Source organism: Archangium violaceum Cb vi76 (genome assembly GCF_000733295.1).
Lineage (GTDB): Bacteria > Myxococcota > Myxococcia > Myxococcales > Myxococcaceae > Archangium > Archangium violaceum.
In genome coordinates this window covers 117,506-133,037 of the sequence record NZ_JPMI01000289.1, presented here as the reverse complement: position 1 = coordinate 133,037, position 15,532 = coordinate 117,506, and the positions used below count along the sequence as shown (strand labels likewise).

The window sequence follows — 15,532 nt, the reverse complement described above, 5'->3', positions numbered from 1 at the left end:
CAGCCGCCCCGCGGCCTCGAGGTCAGAGTGCTTCTTCTCAGGGCTCCCCCCGAGACACGACACCCCGGTCGAAGCAGCCATGTCCCACATCACGAGCACCGAGTTCATCCTCCCCCACTCCCTGTCCGCCGAGGCGCGGAGCCAGCTCACCGATTCCCTCTATGCCGTCCACCAGCGCATCTTCGATGGCGTGGACCGGGAGTCTTTCGCCCGCTACGTGATCGAGTCCAACGCCGAGCACACGTGGCTGCTGCTCCACAAGGACGAGGCGGGAAGGGTGGTCGGCTACCTCGCCCTGCACCTCTTCGAGAAGCAGCTCGGTGACGAGCCGCTGGCCGTGTTCCGCGCGGAGACGGGCCTGCTGCGGGAGTACCGGGGCGGCAACGTCACCGCGGGACTCTGGATGGAGCAGGTGGTTCGCTATGTGCTGAAGCACCCGGGCCGGCGCATGTTCTACATGGGCTCGCTGGTGCACCCGTCCAGCTACTCGCTGGTCACCCGGCACTGTGACGAGGTGTGGCCACGACGGGAGCTGGAGACCCCCCCGGAGCTGCTGGCCTTCATGGACACGCTGGCCACGGAGTTCGGCCTGGAGAAGGAGGACCCGGCCCATCCGCTGGTGCGGAAGGTGGGCTGGCGCACGCGCGAGACGGAGATGGAGCGCGAGTATTGGGCACACTCCGACAAGCCCGAGGTGGATTTCTTTCTCGAGACCAACCCCGGGTATGGCGAGGGGCACGGGCTGGTGACACTGGTGCCCATCACCCTGGGAAACCTGCTGAGCATCGCCCGGGCGCTGCTGACGAGGCGGCTGCGCCAACCCATGGAGCAGCTGGCGGCCCGGGTGCAGCGCACGCGCCTCGGGGCCCGCCTGGGTGCCTCTCGGATGATCCAACAACTGCGCCGGGTGCCATGGCTGGCCCACCTCGACGAGGCCACCCTGCGCGAGCTGGCCGGGCGAGCGGAGCGCCTCGTGTTTCCCGCCGGCCGGTACGTCTTCCACGCGGGGAGCGCCTGCGACGAGCTGTACGTGCTGGAACGGGGCGCGGTCTACGTGCTGGCCGAGGGAGGGGAGCTCGTGGACGAGCTCGGCAGCGGCGCTGTTTTCGGTGAGGGGGCCCTGCTCACGGGCGAGCGCCGCTCGGCGTCCATCCGCACGGCGACGGCGTCGACGCTGGTGCGCATTCCCCGCTCGGCGCTCCTGCCCCTGTTGAAGGGGGATGCGCGTCTGCGAGAGGGGATATGGAAGACGCACGCCGAGCGGCGCTTCGATGACCTGGTGCGAGGAAACGAGCGGTACGGGCACCTCGGGCGCAAGGCTCGGCTCGCCCTGCTCCGGGAAGGCGAGCACCGTGAGCTCTCGCCGTGGGAGCAGCATGAGCTCGAGGCGGGCACCCAGCTGTTCGTCATGTCGGGCTCGGTGGACGTCGAGCACGAGGGGCTGGTGATGACCCAGCGGGGCTCCACGTTCCTGGAGGCCCGGTGGCCGCTCCGGATGAAGGCCCGGGAGGCCACGCGGCTCTTCCTGTTGAAGCAGGAGCCGGCACCGCGGGACGAGGAGGCGTTACTCCTGTACCTCGCGGCGGCGTAGGGCGGACCAGCCAGAGACGAAATGGCCTGAACGTCTAGAAGCCTCGCTTATAAGCACCCGGTGGAATCTTCTGGGACTAGAGGCAACGCGAGCCGGTGTTCCAGTCCCAGGTAGAGCGAGAGGCCCCGGCTCTTCGTGCCCTGGATCAGGGCCGACTGGCCACCCTCAGGGCAGGATGCACCTCTCACTCGCGCTCTCGCTCTGAAAGAACTCTCCCGGAGCCTGAGCGCGGGCTCAAGGTCAACCTCCAGTATGGCACGAGCCACTGCCAGAGTTGTTTCGATCTATGCAGGAAGAGGAGGTATTGGCCCTGGAGTGCCAATGGCAAGCGGTGCCCGGGAGGGTGAGTCATGAAGCCCTCACGGGAGTTGTTCTGGCAGAGGATCGTCAAGGAGCGCCACGATGCCTTTATGGCCTTCGGCCCAGGCTCCGAGCGGGTTCCCTTCGAAAGGGTGGAGCGCGAATACCTGGCCCTCCAGAAGAAACTGCTGGAGGGAGCGCGGACGGAGTGGGAGCGGCTGCACATCAAGAGGCTGATCGCCCATGACATCCTGAACGTCGCGCATCCTCGCGCCAAGAGCTGGGAGGAGTTCTCGCGGGTGCTGCGCCGCATCAAACGGCTCGGCTTCATCGACCTGGAGAATCAGGTTCATACCGCCTGCCTCGCCCTGCTGTGGATATCGAACCACGACCGGAACCGAGCCCCGATTGCCTGGGCGATGGTGGAGGATACGGAGCGCCGGTTGCGCCGCATCCGGCTGGGCCACTTCCGGCGGGAGGAGGGGCTGGACGCCATCGCCAGTGTCAAACAACAGGTGGCCAAGAAGGGCCTGACACCACCCACGCCAACACGGATAGCGTCCAAAGCCATGGGGGCGTGAAGGCGCCCTGGGCCTCGCTCTCCGTCGCGTTAATCTCCACGGTGAAGTCGGCTCTACGGCGGTGTCGAGGGCGGGATGATGATGCCCAGCGTGCCCACCCACCGGGTGCTCACACATCAATACGGGACCATGCGCGTCATCGTCGGCAGAGCCTCACGCCAGGATCTCGATTCCGACCAGGACTCCATCCTGGTCGAAGTCGAGCACCACATCGGGGCCCGTGTAGGAACCCATGAGTTCGGCCAGCCTGATCGATTTCGACATCTTGCAGGTCTCACCGGGGTGACTCGGGAGGCGCAAATAGGCCACGTCCTGATCGTCTTCGGAGACTCGCAGCTCGAAGCGCCCAAGCTTCTTCTTGGAATCCATCTGCCCCATTACGGCCTCCACTGCAAAACGGTCTTCAGCTTCAATACACCGTCCCTGAGCTGATAGACGACCGCACCACCTCGGCCAAAGCCAGGAACGATGACGCGGTCCGCGTAGGCCGTGTCCCGAATGGTTCCGGGTGGAAGCCCCGACTTCTCGATCTGTCGGCCGAACTCCTGCAAGGCCGCGCGAGCATCCTGCACGCTGGAGAAACCAGCCCGTTCAACCGCACGTTCCGCCGCGTGCGGCATGTTGCTGTTGACCACCTTGTCAACGTGGATATCCGACGCGCCTCCTGTCAACTCGCCCGTGACATGACCGTTGCCTCGGCCATCTCCGGCCGACATCGCGACCGCGTTGGGGGCGAGGGTGATGGTGACGGCCTCGGCACTCACGGCAACCGTCTCGACCTCCCCCACTGCCGCGAGGCGGAGGCCCACCTGCGTCTCCGCCTGCGCCGCCGCCTGGATCGCACCGGGCAGCGTCTGCACCTTCGCCGCCAACCCCGGCGCCGTGTTGCCGAGAGCCACCGTGGCCAGCATGGCGAACGCACGCGCCGCGTTGCGGCCCATCACCTTGCCGTACCGCTCCCCGGCCTCGCGCAACTCGTTGAACGTGGCGGCCCGATCCGCTTCGACCATCAGCCGCTTGAAGCCCACGACGAGGCCCCAGAAGGTGTCGACGCCCACGTAGGAGATGAGGGCGGCGGTCATCACCGCCGCAATCCCCTTCGAGACCGTCACGTCGGGAATCGAGAGGAGGACCATGTACGTCGTCCAGGTCCAGAGAACCGCCGCCACCATGGCGTGTGGGTCGGCCATGTCCTTGAACGCCTCCAGCATCTCGTCCAGCACGGCTCCCTTGGCGAGGGCCAGAGCCAGAGCGAAACGGCCGTCCCCATTGATGACGGGGCACTCTGTCAACAGGCGTAGGCAGTCTCCGGGCCTGCCGGTGCGCTCGCACCAGAACAGGTAGGCGCGCGTCAACTCCACCTCCGCCGCCGGTACTCCCTCCAGATGCTCGTCCGGCCCGAGTGGAGTGAGGCGGCGACTACGTGTCTCGTACGTGTACGAACCACTCCGCGCTTCGACCTCGAACAGCTTCCTGGCGGATTCCTGGGGTCGCTCGGAGGGCCGAACCTCCCAGGCACGCCTCGTCACGGCCTCCTTGAACTCGTCGCCGTTCAGCTTCACCGGCTCGGCACCGGAGCGTGGGGTGAAAACGAGAGTGTCGGCCTGACCCGTGTCCAGGCTCACGACCCGAGAAGCGGTAGCACACCCGACGAGGAGCACCAGCAGTGCCGCCGTCCAGCCCAGCTTCATGGGAACTCCCCTCTGAAGATGGCCGCGCACTGATGGGTTAGCCATTCCAACTGGGTACCCCAATGATCTGACAACCCGGTGTTCGCCAATCCCGGCGGCATCATTCGGGGAGCGCAACCCCCCGCTGCAACCCATAGCGAGCAGCGGCATGAGACAGAAGCCCAGCTTATGAGCATCCGGCCGAACATTCAGGGACTAGAGGCGCTGCGGACGGGTGTTCCAGTCCAAGGTGGCACGGGAGCCCCCGGCTTCGCGTCCTGGGTCGAGGCTGGCTGGCCACCCCCAGGGCAGCCGGGCTCACTTCGGCTCACCTATCCTCTTGCAGTGGAGCGCGGGTCCCGCTATGAGAGGCACCACTTTTTGGCCAGGTAGCTCACCTGGTTAGAGCGGCGGTCTCATAATCCGCAGGTAGTCGGTTCAAGTCCGACCCTGGCCAAGGCCCCGTCTCCGGGTTCACTCGGAGACGGGGCTTTTTTTTCCGCCCGCTTCCCGGTGAACTCCGGCCGACGTAAGAGGTCCCCCTCTCGTCCATGCCGTCCGACTCCCGCCCCTCGGCTCCCGGCCCCGAGATGCCCCACCTCCACGAGGAGCGCCTGCGTCTGGCCATCGAGGCCACCGGCCTGGGCACCTGGGACCTCGATCCCCTCACCGGCGCACTGCTCTGGGACGAGCGCTGCAAGGCCCTCTTCGGCCTGCCCCCAGATGCCTCCCTCGACTACGACACCTTCCTCTCCCTCGTACACCCCGAGGACCGCGAGCACGTCCACCAGGCCGTACAGCAGGCCCTGGAGCCCACCGGCAGCGGCTCCTACCGGCTCGACTACCGCGCCGTGAACCCCCGGGATGGCTCCATCCGCTGGTTGTCCACCTCGGGCAGGGCCTTCTTCGACTCGAGCGGCCGCGCGGTGCGCTTCCTCGGCACGGCGCTCGACATCACCGGGCGCGTCCTCGAACGCGAGGCCGCCGAGCGAGAGAAACACCGCGTCACCACCCTCCTGGAGAACATCTCCGAGGCCTTCGAGGCCTTCGACCGGGACTGGCGCTTCATCTACCTCAACCGCGAGGCCGAGCGGCTCCTGGGCAGTCCTCGCGAGGAGCTCCTCGGCCGCACCCAATGGGAGGTCTACCCCGAATCCGTGGGCACCCCCGTGGAGCACTACTTCCGCCGCGCCGCCTCCGAGCGCATCCCCCTCTCCTTCGAGAACCACTACGCCCCCTGGGATCGCTGGTTCGAGGTCCACCTCTACCCCACCGACGAAGGTGTCGCCGTCCTCTTCCAGGATGTCACCGTGCGCAAGCGCCGCGACGAGGAGCGCGAGCGGCTGCTCCGCGAACAGACCCGCCTGCGCGAACAGGCCGAGCAGGCCCTGCGCGAACGTCAGCGCGCGGTGGAGGTGCTGGAGCACGGCGAGGCCCTCGTCGTCGTCGACAAGGACTTCCACATCCTCCTCGTCAATGCGCACCAGGAGCGCCTCTCCCGCACGCGGCGCGAGGACACACTCGGCCGGAGCATCTGGGAGGTGTTCCCCCCTCTCGCCCACCCCGACTCCAGCTACCGGCGCGCGTTCCGCCAGGCCCTGGAGCAGCAGGTGCCGGTGCAATTCGAGGAGTACTACCCGCCCCTGGGCCTCTGGGTGGGCATGAGCGTCCACCCCACCAGCGAGGGCGGACTCGCCGTCTTCTTCCGCGACATCACCGAGCACAAGCGCGCCGAGCAGTTCCGCGAGCGGCTCATGGGCATCGTCAGCCATGATCTGCGCAGCCCGCTCAACGGCATTGCCCTCACCACCGAGCAGTTGCTGCGCCACGAGGACGTCACCGGGCCCGTGCTCGCCGGAGTGCAGCGCATCGCCCGGAGCACCGAGCGCATGTCGCGGATGATCACCGATCTGCTCGACTTCACCCGCGCCCGGCTCGGCGGCGGCATCCCCCTGCGACTCCGGCCCTGCCAGCTCGTGGAGCAGGTGCGCGCCACGCTCGAGGAGCTCGAGGTGACGCACCCGGGCCGCATCGTCCTCTCCCATGCGCCCGGCTCGTACACCGGGGAGTGGGACCCGGACCGGCTCGCCCAGGTCGTCTCCAACCTCGTGGGCAACGCGCTCCAGCATGGCGCCCGTGACACGCCGGTGGAGGTGCGCCTGGGCCACGAGGGCTCCACGTTCATCCTCTCCGTGCACAACCAGGGCACGCCCATCCCCGAGGCGCTGCTGCCCCATGTCTTCGATCCCTTCTTCCGCGGCAACGACCAACCGCGCCAGGGTCTCGGACTGGGCCTCTACATCGTGCAGCAGCTCATCCTCGCCCACGGCGGCTCCATCACCGTGGACTCCCGGGTGGACGCGGGCACCACCTTCACCGTGCGCCTGCCCCACCACGCTCCCACGCCCTGACGCGGGCACGACCACCCCACCTCGTCCGCGTCAAGCATTCGTGTCCGCGGGGTGGTTTTTTTGACGGCTTCCCCACCTGCCCTCCTAATGCGCCCACAGGCCGGTAGTGGCCTGTAGCAGCCCCGAGGAGGTAGTTCCGATGCAGGATGCCAGCGCCAGCCCGATGAGCTCCGAGGTCACCCCGGCCTCCGCCGACTCGAACGGCCCCGATGCCGCCGAGTCCGTGGTCTCCACCCACGTGCTCGTCCCCATCGAGCAGGTCCACAAGCTGCGCGAGCTCGCCCGCCGCACCCGCATCCACCAGAGCGAGTACCTCCGCGAGGCCGTCGAGGATCTGCTCTCCAAGTACGGCCGCCAGGCCAACTCCGAGGGCGAGCTGTGAGGACGGCCCTGCCCCTCCAGGCTCGCACTTCCGCCCTCTCCCGCGAGAAGGCCTCGCCTCCCCTGGACTCCCGCGGCTTCGGCACCCGCGGCTCCTCCGAGCGCCCCCCCTCCATCCGCGAGGCCATCATCCGCTGGCTCAACGAGGAGCTCTGAGAGCTCTCGGGCGCTTCACACGGAGGGGGAACCCGGGGGGCGTAGCACCCTCACCCCGTCCCTCTCCCGAGGGGAGAGGGGTTGGAGTCAGGCGGACGGGAACGAGGCCTGCTGCCCTTCCTGTTCCTTGTCCAGCTTGCCGGCCAGTTCCTTGAAGGACAGGTGGCCCAGCGACATCAGCACCACGCCGAAGCCCACCTGCTGCACCGTCTGGCACAGCCACAGCACGTTCGCGTACGCCATCCCGTCCCCGTTCACCACCGAGGCCGGCAGGAAGAGCGACAGCCCTACTCTGATCGCCGCCTGGAACGTGCCCACCATCCCCGGCGCCGCCGGAATCATCACCCCCACCACCAGCACCGACATCACCACGTACGCCTGGAACAGCGTCAGGCTCGTCGGGGCGAACGCCCTCGACAGCAACGCCATCCCCGCCCCGTTCAACCCCCAGTACACCACCGTGTACAGGAAGAAGAGCGTCATCTGGCGGCGATCCGGCAACTGCCGCATCGCGCCCACGAAGGTGTCCACGATGTCCGCGATCTTGTCCGCCACCTTCGGCACCACCCGGCCCACCGTGGAGCGCACCAGCCCCACCGCCGTGGCCCGGTGCTTCAGCGCGAACAGCAGGAACGTCAGCAAGCCGCCGAACCCCAGGAACATCAGGTGCGCTCCCAGCTTCACGAAGCGGATCCCGGGAACGTCCGCCGGCACGAAGAAGAGCAGCACCCACATGAGCACCGCGATCGACATGCCGTCCGTGATGCGCTCGAGCACCACCGACGTCATCGCCGCGCTCCGGCGGATGGAGCTGCGCTGCGCGATGAGCAACGGCCGCGCGAACTCGCCCAGCCGGAACGGCAGCACCAGCAGCATCATGAAGCCGATGCCCGAGGCCTCGTTCAGCTTGCGGAATGGCACCCGCTCCATCCCCGACAACAGACAGCCCCACCGCAGCGTCCGTGACAGGTGCACCAGCGTCAGGATGACGAAGTACGGCAACACCCAGAGGTAGTTGGCCGACTTCAGGCTGGTCATCTGCGAGTCCCAGTTCGTGTGCCGGAAGGCCCACCACGAGCACAGGAGGGTGACCAGCAGGCTGGCGATCAGTTTGACGGCACGATTCACATCGGCCCGTATACCCTCACCCCACTCCGGACTCCAGGGGTTCCCCCGCCAGCAAGCGGCCCGGCGAGGTGGCCATCAGCCGCGTGAAGGCCCGCTCCCCCACCCTGCTCCGCAGCTCCCCCAGCGCCTTTCCCACCCACTCCCGCGCCCCCACCGGCCCGTGTAGGTCCGTGGCCCCCAGGGCGTACAACCCCTCCTCCAGGAAGGTCCGCGCCAGCTTCCTCGCCGTCCCTCCGTACCGCCCCGTCAGCGCCCCCACGTCCAGCTGCAGCAGCGCCCCCGCCCTCACCGCCTCCGCCGCCCGGCCCGGACGCTCGAACTCCAGGCTGCGCTCCGGGTGCGCCAGCACCGGCGTCACCCCCTTGAGGCGGATGCGGAAGAGGATGTCCGTCAGCGCCGGCACCGGCGAGGTGTAGGGCAGCTCCACCAGCACGTACCGCCCCGCCCCCAGCAGCCGCGCCTCCGGCGTGCCCAGCACCCGGAGGAAGGCCTCGTCCAGGAAGTTCTCCGCGTTCGTCCCCAGCGCCAGCTTCACCCCCGCGCGCGCCAGCGCCTCGCGCAGCTCCGCCAGGCGCTCCTCCACCACCTGCCGCGAATGCGAGGGGTACTCGGGCCGCGCGTGCGGACTGGGCGCCACCGTGGTGAAGCCCAGGTCCACCAGCGCCCGCGCCATCTCCACCGCGTCCTCCAGCGTGCGCGCCCCGTCATCCACCCCCGGCACCAGGTGGCAGTGCAGGTCGCACAGCCCGCTCACGCGTCGCCGCCGCGCTCGGGATGCTGATCGGCCGGCAGCTCGTCCTCCTGCTCGTCCGTCTGCCGGGCCGGCACCCGGTACTCCTCTCCCAGCCAGCGCCCCAGGTCCACCATGCGGCAGCGCTTGGAGCAGAAAGGAAACGCCGGGTTCTCGGCTCGTGGGGCGACCGGCTTCCGGCAGACAGCACACTCTTTCAGGGTCGTGGACACGCCGTACTCATAAACCCCGCTGCCCGCCCCGGCCAGCGCGTTCACGGCCCCCGCTCCGCCTCCCAGGGCGCTCCCTCCAGGAAGGAGTCCAGACCCTGGAGATCATCCGCGCCGAGGAAGTCCACCCCATGCTCGAGCGCCACCCGCCAGGCGTCCGCTCGGGAAGCTTTGCGGGTGGGGCCCGAGAGCATCCGTGCTTGACTGCCCCGGTTCAACGACCTCCCAGGTGCTCTCCCATGCAGGTGCTCCGCTTCACCCGTCCCGGCGGTCCCGAGGTGCTCGACTTCGAGGAGCGTCCCGCCCCCACTCCCGGCCCCTCGGAGCTCCTCGTGCGCGTGCATGCCACCGCGCTCAACCGCGCCGATCTCCTGCAGATCCGCGGCGGCTACCCCGCCCCTCCCGGCGTCCCCTCCGACGTCCCCGGCCTCGAGTACGCCGGCGAGGTGATCGCCACCGGTCCACTCGCCCGCCGCTTCAAGCCCGGTGACCGGGTGATGGGGCTCGTGGGCGGAGGTGCCTTCGCCGAGCAGCTCATCACCCACGAGCGCGAGGCCCTCCCCCTTCCGGAGAACCTCGACTTCGCCTCGGCCGCGGCGCTCCCCGAGGCCTACCTCACCGCCTTCGACGCGCTCGTGCTCCAGGGCGGCCTGCGCATGGGCGAGTCCGTGCTCATCCATGCCGTCGCCAGCGGCGTGGGCTCCGCCGCCGCGCAGATCTGCCGCGCCCTCGGTGTCCGGAGCATCGGGACGGGACGCAACGCGGAGAAGCTCTCCCGCGCCTCCGCCTGGGGCGTGGAGAAGACGGTGCTGTGTGACGCGCCTCCCCGGTTCGCGGAGGCCGTCCGGGAAGCCACCGGCGGACGCGGGGTGGACGTGGCGTTGGAGCTCGTCGGCGGGGACTACCTCCCGGAGACGCTCCGGGCCATGGCGCCCCAGGGCCGCGTCCTGCTCGTGGGGCTCGTCGCCGGCCGGCAGGCACTCACCGACCTGGACGTCCTCCTCACCCGGCGGCTGCGCGTCACCGGCACCGTGCTCCGCAGCCGGCCTCCCGAGGAGAAGATGGCGCTCGCCCAGGCCGCCGAGCGCAGCCTGCTTCCGCTGTTCCGCTCCGGGACGCTCACCCCCGTGGTGGACGCCATGTACCCCATGCGCGAGGCCCGCGAGGCCCTCGCCCGCATGGCCCGCAACGACTCCGTGGGCAAGCTCGTCCTCCGCTGGGAGTGACGCGACGCCCGAGCCTCAGGCGGGAATGAGCTCCACGGGCAGCACCGCGGGCCCGTGGATGGTGAACCCGGGCAGCCACTGGACTTCCGGCGAGCGCAGCCGCAGCCCGCGGATGCGCGAGACGAGCGCCTCCAGGCCCAGCCGCGCCTCCATCCGGGCCAGTTGCGCGCCCAGGCAGAAGTGCACCCCGTACCCGAAGGACAGGTGCTGGGTGGCCTTCTCCCGCCCCGGGAGGAAGCGCTCCGGCTGCTCGAACACCCGCTCGTCCCGGTTGGCCGAGCCCATCAGCCCGAACACCAGGCTCCCCGCCGGCACCTTCGTCCCCGACAGCTCCACGTCCTGCATCGCCGTGCGGAAGCTGAGCTGCGTGGGTGGCTCGTAGCGCAGCACCTCCTCGATGAAGCGCGGAATGTGCGTCCTGTCCGCCCTCATGAGCTCCAGTTGCTCGGGATGCCGCGCGAGCATCAGCACCGCGTTGCCGAGCAGTTGTGTCGTCGTCTCCATGCCCGCCGGCAGCAGCAGGAAGAGGAAGGACAGCAACTGCTCATCCGTGAGCTTCTGCCCCTCCACCTCCGCCTGGAGCAGATCACTCACCATGTCATCGCCCGGCTGGCGGCGGCGCGCATGGTGCTCGGGTCCAACCCCAGCATCGCGCCGATGATGTTACGGGGCTGCGCGAAGGTGAAGGCATCCACCAGCTCCACCTCGCCCTGGCGCACCGCGGCCTCCGCCAGCGACTCGCTCACCCGCCGGACCTGGGCCTCCAACCGGGCCATCCCCGCGGGGCCGAAGGCCCGGGTCACCAGTGCGCGCAGTGGGGTATGGCGCGGTGGATCCATCGACAGCATCGACCGGGCGACCGGATTGGGCCCCAGCCAGGCCGGCTCCGCCGTGACGGCGAGCGCCTCGGACGAGACTCCTCGAACGAGGCGGTACCGTAGACCAGGGCTCCCATGCTTCCCAGGAGCCTCGAAGCTCAGGGACTGGCGACTCCCCACACGGCCTCCTCGCCTCGCGACAGCTCGTCGCGAAGCGCCCGCGCCTCCTGGAGATCCAGGCATTCACCTCCTGGCTCGAACCCGGCACAGGCGCGCTCCAGCATCCTCCGCGCTCCTTCCGCCCGACCCCTGTCCCTCAGCAGACGGCACAGGCTCACCGTCGCACGCAGCTCGGGCAGACCCGCCCCCTGCTCACGAGCGACCGCGAGGGCGCGGACGAAGCAGGAGCCCGCCTCCTCGTCCCTTCCCGCCCGCCTCAGGCACTCGCCCCGGTTCTGATGCAGCCAGGCCTCGCCGCTGACCTCCCCCGTCCGCGCGCTCTCGGCCAGCGCTTCATCAATCGCCGCCTCCGCCTCCTGGAGTTCTCCCAGCGCCAACCAGCTCTTCGCGATCAGGTTCAGGCAGGCGGGAATCCCGTGATGAACCCCCCTCGCGCGCCAGACCTCGAGGACCCCCCGCGCGAGTGCGAGGCCTTCCCGCGGCTGCCCCAGCCAGGCCAGGGCACCTCCCCGGATGAGCGTCGCCCACGTGCTCCACATCACGAATCTGCGCTCGCTCGCGAACGAGAGGGCCCGGTCCACCAGCGACAATGCCCCCGATGCATCCCGGCGCATCAGGCGGGCCATGGCCACATAGACCTGCGTGGAGCCCAACGTGTAGGGATGACCGAGGCGGCCGGCCAGTTCCAGCGCCTCCCGGGCCCGGCGCCGTGACTCCTCCACCCGGCCGAGCATCGCATGCACGATGGCGCTCTCGGCCAGCGCCATCATCCAGGGATCGGTCCCGTAGCGGATGGACAGCGCCCGATGCTCCTCGAGGGAAGGCTCCGGGCGGCCCAGGACACGCGCCAGCTCCCGCGCGGCGTCCCACGGCCGTCCCCAGGTGAAGAGGATGACCGCGCTCATCACCTCGCCCAGGCTCCGGAGCTCCCCTTGCCCGTGGCGCTGCCCCAGGTCCACGAGCCGCTCCGCCAGCTCCTTCGCCCGGTGGTACTCGGACCGCCCCCGGTAGTAGGCGAAGAGACCCCACAAGGACAGGTCGAGCCGTGGCAACGCCTCACCTACCTGGAGGAGCAGCTCCCAGACACGGGCGAACATCCGCTCCGTTTCGGGCGCGGCGTAGCCATGCACCTCCAGCATCGAGAAACCCAGCGCCATGCGGATCTCAAGCTCCCGCTGGAGACGCCGCGAGGCATCCGTCAGGACGGGCAACAGCTCCAACGCCCGGTTCAGATGACCCAACGCCTCGAGGCTTTCCTGACGCTCGAGGGCGAGCCGTCCGGCCCGCACCCAATAGCCGATGGCACGCGTGTGCTCGCCCGCCTCGGTGAGGTGGTGCGCGAGCACATCCGGCCTCCTCTCCACCAGCACGGAGAAGTCCGCCTCCATCGCCAATGCGACGCGCCGGTGATAGCGCCGCCGCGTGCTCCGGGACAGGGACCGGTACGCGGCTTTCTGGAAGAGCGCGTGCCGGAACTGGTACTGCGGCCCGGGCACGTCTTCGCTCTCCCACTCCCTCAAGAGCCCCGCTTCCACCAGCCCGGCGATGTCGCGCCGCACGGTGGTCTCATCGCGCTCCGACAGGATGAGCAGCATCCGGGCGCAGAACACCCGCCCCACCACCGCGCCCAGCTGGGCCAGGGCCTTCTGACGCGAGGGCAGCAATTCCAACCGGGCCAGCAGCAACTCGTGCAAGGTGAGCGGGATGGACGCCGCCGCCCCGCCCTCCAGCACCATGCGCGTCATCTCCTCGATGAAGAGCGGGTTGCCATCTGTCTTCCCCACCAGCGTCTGGACCGTCTCCTCCGGCAGCTCGCGCTCCCGGGCCACCTGCCGCACCAGCGCCGCGGCGTGCCCGGCCGGCAGCCGCTCCAGCGTCAGCCGATGCACCCCCTCGCTCCAGGGGCAGGCCGGCTGGAACTCCGGGCGCGCACTCAGGACGACGAGGACGCTCGCCTTCCCGCAGCGTTTCAGGAGGAAGTCCAGGAACTCGAGCAGGGAGGAGTCAGCCCAGTGCAGATCCTCGATGACCAGGAGCCGTGGCGGGTCATCACAAGGGCAGTGCATGAGCATGCGGACCAGGGACTGGAAGGTCTTCTCCTTGCGCCGCTCGGGCGTGAGCTGGAGCAGCGGTGAGCCCTCGGAAAGGGGCAGCTCCAGCAGCAGTCCCAGCAGCGCCCTGTCTTCCTGGGACAGGCCCAGCGCCCCCAACCGGGCCTCCAGCTTCTCCAGGCGCAGCGCGGGAGGATCCTCCGGGCGGATGCCCACCGCCACCTGAAGCAGCACGAGGATCGGGTGCAGGGCGTGGGTGGTGAACCGGGACCAGCACTGCACCCGGATCAGGGTGGACGACTCCGCCACCCGCTCGCACAGCGACTCGATGAGCCGGGACTTGCCGATGCCCGCCTCGCCGCTCACCAGGACAGCCCCCCCCTGCCCCCGCCGCGCCCGCTCCCAGAGCGTCAGGAGCTGGCCCAGCTCGCGCTCGCGCCCCACCAGCGGGGAGAGCCGTCCCACCACGTGCGTCCGCTCGAACCGGGAGGCCAACTCCCGCTCGCCGCGCACACGGTGCAGCTCCAGGCTCACGCTTCCCGACAGTCCCTCGAAGGCGTGGGAGCCGAGTGGCTTGGACTGGAAGGTGCCCCGCACGAGCGTCCACGTCGTGCCGCTGACGACCACCTCCCCCGGCCCGGCCCGCCGCGCGAGCCATGCGGCCACCTTGGGAGCCTCGCCCTGGAGCCGCGGGCCCACCGTCATCCACTCCGTGTGGATGCCCCCGCGCACGAACAGGCCGGAGAGGGGCAGGTGCGGCAACACACGCCACAGCGTGTCCCGCAGCTCCCGCGTGAGCTGGAGCCCCGCGCGCACCGCGCGCTCCGAGTCATCCTCCCGGCCCTGCGTCCAACCGAAGCACGCGAGCACCTCGCCGCCCATGGACAGGGCCACGGTGCCCCCGTGCCGCTCGATGACCTCCAGGCAGGCCTCGTGGAAGGCCTGCTCCAGCTCGCCCAGGTCCTCGGCATCCAGCGCCTCGCCGCCCCCGGCGAGCCCCCCGAGCTGGCAGGACACCAGCGTCACCTGACGCCGCTGGAGCTCGGCGGAGGATTCCCGCGCCTCGTGCCCACCCCCGAAGAGCCGGGCACGCAGCTCGCGCACCTCCTGCCGCAGCTCCAGCGCCGAGGCGAAACGCCGGGCCGGCTCCTTCGCCAGCGCGGTGGCCAGCAACACCGCCACCCGCCGCGGCACCTCCGGGTGGCGCACGCGGACGGGGGACGCGGGCTCCGGGGAAGTGACACGCTCACGCAGCTCCGCCAACGTGGCGCCCTGGAAGGGCGGCTCCCCCGTGAGCAGCTCGTGCAGCACCACTCCGGCCGCCCAGATGTCGGTCCGCGCGTCCTGCGGCTCCCCACGCCACTGCTCCGGCGCCATGTATGCGGGAGTGCCTCCCTCCGGCTGGAGCTCGGAGCGCACCGGCTCCACCGCCAGGTGCGACAGGCCGAAGTCCAGCAGCTTCACCGCCCCTTCCCGGGTGAGGAAGACGTTCCCGGGCTTGAGATCGCGGTGGATGATGCCCCGCTCGTGCGCATGCGCCAGGCCCGCGGCGATGGCCTCGAGAATCTCCAGCGCGCGCCGGAGCTCCGGGCGCTCGCGCCGCAACAGCCCGGCGAGCGACTCACCTTCCAGGTACTCCATCACCAGGAAGGGCACCCCGGCTCGACCGGGTGTGTGGCTCCACTCCGCCACGTCGAAGATGCGGACGATGTTCTCGTGATCCAGCCGGGCCACCGCCCGCGCCTCGGCGAGCGCCAGCTCCTCGAAACCCGGACGGGGCAGCAGGAACTTGAGCGCCACCTCACGCCGCAGCGTCGCGTCCCGCGCGCGGAACACCTGTCCCATTCCTCCCCTGCCCATCGGCTCGAGGATCTCGAAACGCCGGCCCTCCAGGCCCCCGAGCCACTGCCCGGGGACCGGCTGCCGGGAGGACGGCTCGACCTGGAGCACTTCCCTCAGGAAGGAGTCACCGGACTCGGAAACTGGCCCGGAGGCCTGGGGCGCGCCGGTGGTGACCGGCCACGCATCTCCGTCCTCCCACCGACCATCCTTGCTCATCATTCCCTCCCGGCCCTCTTC

General features: G+C 69.7%; 14 protein-coding genes, 1 tRNA gene and 1 pseudogene. 7 read left to right on the top strand and 9 right to left on the bottom strand.

Translation table 11 applies throughout. From position 1 onward, the window contains the following. The first annotated feature begins 79 nt into the window (after positions 1-79). On the top strand, positions 80-1,591 hold the full coding sequence (locus Q664_RS53265; RefSeq protein ID WP_052519228.1) for a cyclic nucleotide-binding domain-containing protein: 1,512 nt from the start codon (positions 80-82) through the stop codon (positions 1,589-1,591). A gap of 350 nt (positions 1,592-1,941) precedes the next feature. Then, the gene (locus Q664_RS39500) at positions 1,942-2,472 is read left to right on the top strand and encodes a hypothetical protein (protein ID WP_052519227.1); all 531 of its coding nucleotides are present in this window, start codon (positions 1,942-1,944) and stop codon (positions 2,470-2,472) included. Between the two features lie 153 nt (positions 2,473-2,625). Here Q664_RS39500 and Q664_RS39495 read toward each other — a convergent pair whose 3' ends face one another. After that, positions 2,626-2,841 (bottom strand): DUF2283 domain-containing protein, encoded by a 216-nt coding sequence (locus tag Q664_RS39495; RefSeq protein WP_063934844.1) that lies wholly within the window; start codon positions 2,839-2,841, stop codon positions 2,626-2,628. Between the two features lie 322 nt (positions 2,842-3,163). Then, positions 3,164-4,163, bottom strand: a pseudogene (gene sitA5, locus Q664_RS39490) (SitA5 family polymorphic toxin); the annotation flags it as partial. 362 nt (positions 4,164-4,525) lie between these two features. Between sitA5 and Q664_RS39485 the strand changes: the two are divergent. The 4 genes from Q664_RS39485 to Q664_RS59565 all read left to right on the top strand — a co-directional run bounded on the left by Q664_RS39485 (position 4,526) and on the right by Q664_RS59565 (position 7,090). Further along, positions 4,526-4,599 (top strand) — tRNA-Ile (locus Q664_RS39485). A 94-nt stretch (positions 4,600-4,693) separates the two neighbouring features. Further along, a complete protein-coding gene (locus Q664_RS53260) occupies positions 4,694-6,553 on the top strand; it encodes a PAS domain-containing sensor histidine kinase (protein WP_052519226.1) in 1,860 nt (619 codons plus the stop codon). 139 nt (positions 6,554-6,692) lie between these two features. Beyond that, entirely contained in the window at positions 6,693-6,935 is a 243-nt protein-coding gene (locus Q664_RS39475; RefSeq protein WP_043408315.1) for a ribbon-helix-helix domain-containing protein, read from the top strand. Beyond that, entirely contained in the window at positions 6,932-7,090 is a 159-nt protein-coding gene (locus tag Q664_RS59565) for a hypothetical protein (protein WP_160174600.1), read from the top strand. Before Q664_RS39475 ends, Q664_RS59565 begins: the two co-directional genes overlap by 4 nt. Before the next feature lie 87 nt (positions 7,091-7,177). Here Q664_RS59565 and Q664_RS39470 read toward each other — a convergent pair whose 3' ends face one another. The 4 genes from Q664_RS39470 to Q664_RS59560 are packed head-to-tail and all read right to left on the bottom strand — an operon-like array spanning position 7,178 to position 9,396. After that, a complete protein-coding gene (locus Q664_RS39470; protein ID WP_043408312.1) occupies positions 7,178-8,218 on the bottom strand; it encodes a lysylphosphatidylglycerol synthase transmembrane domain-containing protein in 1,041 nt (346 codons plus the stop codon). A 16-nt stretch (positions 8,219-8,234) separates the two neighbouring features. Further along, entirely contained in the window at positions 8,235-8,972 is a 738-nt protein-coding gene (locus Q664_RS39465) for a tyrosine-protein phosphatase (protein ID WP_043408310.1), read from the bottom strand. After that, positions 8,969-9,169 (bottom strand): DNA gyrase inhibitor YacG, encoded by a 201-nt coding sequence (locus tag Q664_RS39460; RefSeq protein ID WP_143195778.1) that lies wholly within the window; start codon positions 9,167-9,169, stop codon positions 8,969-8,971. The genes Q664_RS39465 and Q664_RS39460 overlap by 4 nt, the downstream gene beginning before the upstream one ends. A gap of 53 nt (positions 9,170-9,222) precedes the next feature. Continuing rightward, the gene (locus Q664_RS59560) at positions 9,223-9,396 is read right to left on the bottom strand and encodes a hypothetical protein (RefSeq protein WP_160174599.1); all 174 of its coding nucleotides are present in this window, start codon (positions 9,394-9,396) and stop codon (positions 9,223-9,225) included. 21 nt (positions 9,397-9,417) lie between these two features. On the opposite strand from Q664_RS59560, the gene Q664_RS39455 reads away from it, so the two are divergent. Next, complete coding sequence (locus Q664_RS39455) at positions 9,418-10,404, top strand: NAD(P)H-quinone oxidoreductase (protein ID WP_043408308.1); 987 nt, start codon at positions 9,418-9,420, stop codon at positions 10,402-10,404. Positions 10,405-10,419: 15 nt separating this feature from the next. Here the strand turns inward: Q664_RS39455 and Q664_RS39450 are convergent, their stop codons facing one another. From Q664_RS39450 to Q664_RS39445, 3 genes are read right to left on the bottom strand one after another with little or no spacing between them, the layout of a single operon-like run. Next, the gene (locus Q664_RS39450; RefSeq protein ID WP_052519225.1) at positions 10,420-11,001 is read right to left on the bottom strand and encodes a cytochrome P450; all 582 of its coding nucleotides are present in this window, start codon (positions 10,999-11,001) and stop codon (positions 10,420-10,422) included. Then, the gene (locus tag Q664_RS53255; protein WP_052519224.1) at positions 10,995-11,402 is read right to left on the bottom strand and encodes a cytochrome P450 family protein; all 408 of its coding nucleotides are present in this window, start codon (positions 11,400-11,402) and stop codon (positions 10,995-10,997) included. Before Q664_RS53255 ends, Q664_RS39450 begins: the two co-directional genes overlap by 7 nt. After that, positions 11,381-15,511, bottom strand: coding sequence for a protein kinase domain-containing protein (locus Q664_RS39445; RefSeq protein WP_160174598.1), 4,131 nt, complete (start codon positions 15,509-15,511; stop codon positions 11,381-11,383). The genes Q664_RS53255 and Q664_RS39445 overlap by 22 nt, the downstream gene beginning before the upstream one ends. Positions 15,512-15,532: the final 21 nt, after the last annotated feature.

Coding starts and splice junctions, on each gene's coding strand:
- Q664_RS53265 (WP_052519228.1), top strand. CDS start 80: ATGTCCCACATCACGAGCACCGAGTTCATCCTCCCCCACTCCCTGTCC.
- Q664_RS53260 (WP_052519226.1), top strand. CDS start 4,694: ATGCCGTCCGACTCCCGCCCCTCGGCTCCCGGCCCCGAGATGCCCCAC.
- Q664_RS39455 (WP_043408308.1), top strand. CDS start 9,418: ATGCAGGTGCTCCGCTTCACCCGTCCCGGCGGTCCCGAGGTGCTCGAC.
- Q664_RS39495 (WP_063934844.1), bottom strand. CDS start 2,841: ATGGATTCCAAGAAGAAGCTTGGGCGCTTCGAGCTGCGAGTCTCCGAA.
- Q664_RS39475 (WP_043408315.1), top strand. CDS start 6,693: ATGCAGGATGCCAGCGCCAGCCCGATGAGCTCCGAGGTCACCCCGGCC.
- Q664_RS39500 (WP_052519227.1), top strand. CDS start 1,942: ATGAAGCCCTCACGGGAGTTGTTCTGGCAGAGGATCGTCAAGGAGCGC.
- Q664_RS39450 (WP_052519225.1), bottom strand. CDS start 11,001: ATGGTGAGTGATCTGCTCCAGGCGGAGGTGGAGGGGCAGAAGCTCACG.
- Q664_RS39445 (WP_160174598.1), bottom strand. CDS start 15,511: ATGAGCAAGGATGGTCGGTGGGAGGACGGAGATGCGTGGCCGGTCACC.